At 59.1% G+C, this 1,682-nt stretch carries 1 protein-coding gene and 1 pseudogene; both read right to left on the bottom strand.

What is annotated here, in order from left to right:
- Positions 1-223, bottom strand: a pseudogene (locus tag AC1D2E_RS35755) (ISKra4 family transposase); the annotation flags it as partial.
- Between the two features lie 616 nt (positions 224-839).
- Positions 840-1,145: a hypothetical protein gene (locus AC1D2E_RS35750; RefSeq protein ID WP_478201780.1), complete on the bottom strand. Its 306-nt coding sequence runs from the start codon at positions 1,143-1,145 to the stop codon at positions 840-842.
- Positions 1,146-1,682 lie beyond the last annotated feature (537 nt).

The raw sequence follows: 1,682 nt of genomic DNA, 5'->3' as shown, positions 1-1,682 counted from the left end.
GCATGGCGACGTGGAACCAATCCAGAATGTGCTCGGATCGCGGGTGCAGGAAGGCGCCAAGCTCGCGCACGGTGTCGCCGCCGTCACACAGGAACGTGATGTGCTGTCGAGGGTGGATGCCTTGCGACTCGAGCACGGCGCGCAGCCTCCGCTTCGGTTTGCGGTCTATCCGATGGACGAAGGCGAAGACTTTCGCCGCACCTTCCTCCGGGATGCTGGCCATAGAGCATCAGCGGCGCGCCCTTGGCCAGCAACCGCTCCGCGCCCGCGACCAGCCCGAGCGTCGCTTCCCACGGGCTGATGTGCGCCATGTTGATGCACAGCACCGCATCGGCGGCATCGACCGGCCAATCCGCCGACGCGGCACCATGAGCCCATGAGCCGCGCGGTCCGGGGCAGTTCCGACACCGGCTGCGCCTGGAACCGGATGACGGTGCCTTAGACCCATTGCAATTCAGCGCTGGCGTGATCGAACCAAAGCTTTCTTCACCGAAAGGACAATCACCCGTCTCACACTCCTGAAGATGATCGGACTGCCTGTCTACGCCTCCGCTCAAGCCTGGGGCTGGCCCAATCCTTCGCCTTTGGGCGACGGTCATCATGATTTGGGCATGATCTGGTGGTGGGTCGCCAAGCCTGCCGCTTGGGGGTTCCGTCGCCGAGGAGCCACGAAGCAAGGCGTTGATGGCATCCGGGGCCAAGTCAGAATCCGGCCAGAGGCGGCCCTGTGCGCTCGAGGCAATCAAGCAGGCGTCGGCAACTCACACTGCCAACGTCAGCCTGTGTGAATGCCTTTCAAGGAGTCTTCAGATTTCGGTGTAAGGATAGGAATCTCACTTTCATTCTCCCTCGCCTATGACCTCTTCAGTGGTCTTGATGCCATTCTCGAACCCGCTACCTGAGCCGCTATAGAGCAAGTACATAGGACTCTCGTTTCGAAGAAGGTCAATGGCGTTCTGGTAGTCATCGTGGTGGTAATACAGGTTAACTTGACCACCTGACATGCTATCCACAGGCAATGCCGCCCCGTTGGGCTGAAAGATGAGTTGTCCGATGTATTTGCTGTTCGCTTTCAACCAGATTCGGGGCGCAAATTTGTTTGCCGAATACATCACTTCGTAAGCGTCGATTTTTGTGAGCGCCATGACAGTCCCCCTTTCGTTGGGAAAGTTGGTCGTACGTTCAGTCTGCCGGAAGCCTCAGCCTAGAGGTTTTGGTTCATCGGTTGCCGAAGGAAGTCCGCTGATCCAAGGCTCATGCAATATGCACTTGCTCGAGCGCAACGGCATCCACAGTAGAGTGGAGGCCAATCCGCCAGCCCTTCAACCATCACAAGTACGTTCTTCATATCGACCATGATTGCCAAGCGTCTCGACTGAAGGTTGCAAGGAGCAGGCCTGCCTCGGGTCGACGCCAAGTCATTGATTTCAAACACCGGCCTCACGATGCGAGGACAAAAAAGTCTCTGGCTCACGGCCGCCACATGGCGTGTTGCCCAAGGCGCCGGGGGGTGGACAAATTCGCGCGGCCTTGCGTGCGCAAGTGTYCTGGTCGCCTGCGCATCGTAAGCGACCGGCCGTCCCACCTTGCCAGACGATCGCAGATCAGGGGCCGTTGACCTCGTCGACGGTTTCACCGTCGTCGTAATACATACCGATGGCTCGATCGAGCCGCTTGAGCGC

The organism is Variovorax sp. P1_H2 (assembly GCF_056405295.1).
The sequence above is the reverse complement of the archived record's forward strand: the minus strand, read 5'-3'. Positions and strand labels throughout refer to the sequence as shown.

Bases quoted from the DNA above. Each gene is read 5' to 3' on its own strand.
- AC1D2E_RS35750 (WP_478201780.1), bottom strand. From the start codon at position 1,145: ATGGCGCTCACAAAAATCGACGCTTACGAAGTGATGTATTCGGCAAAC.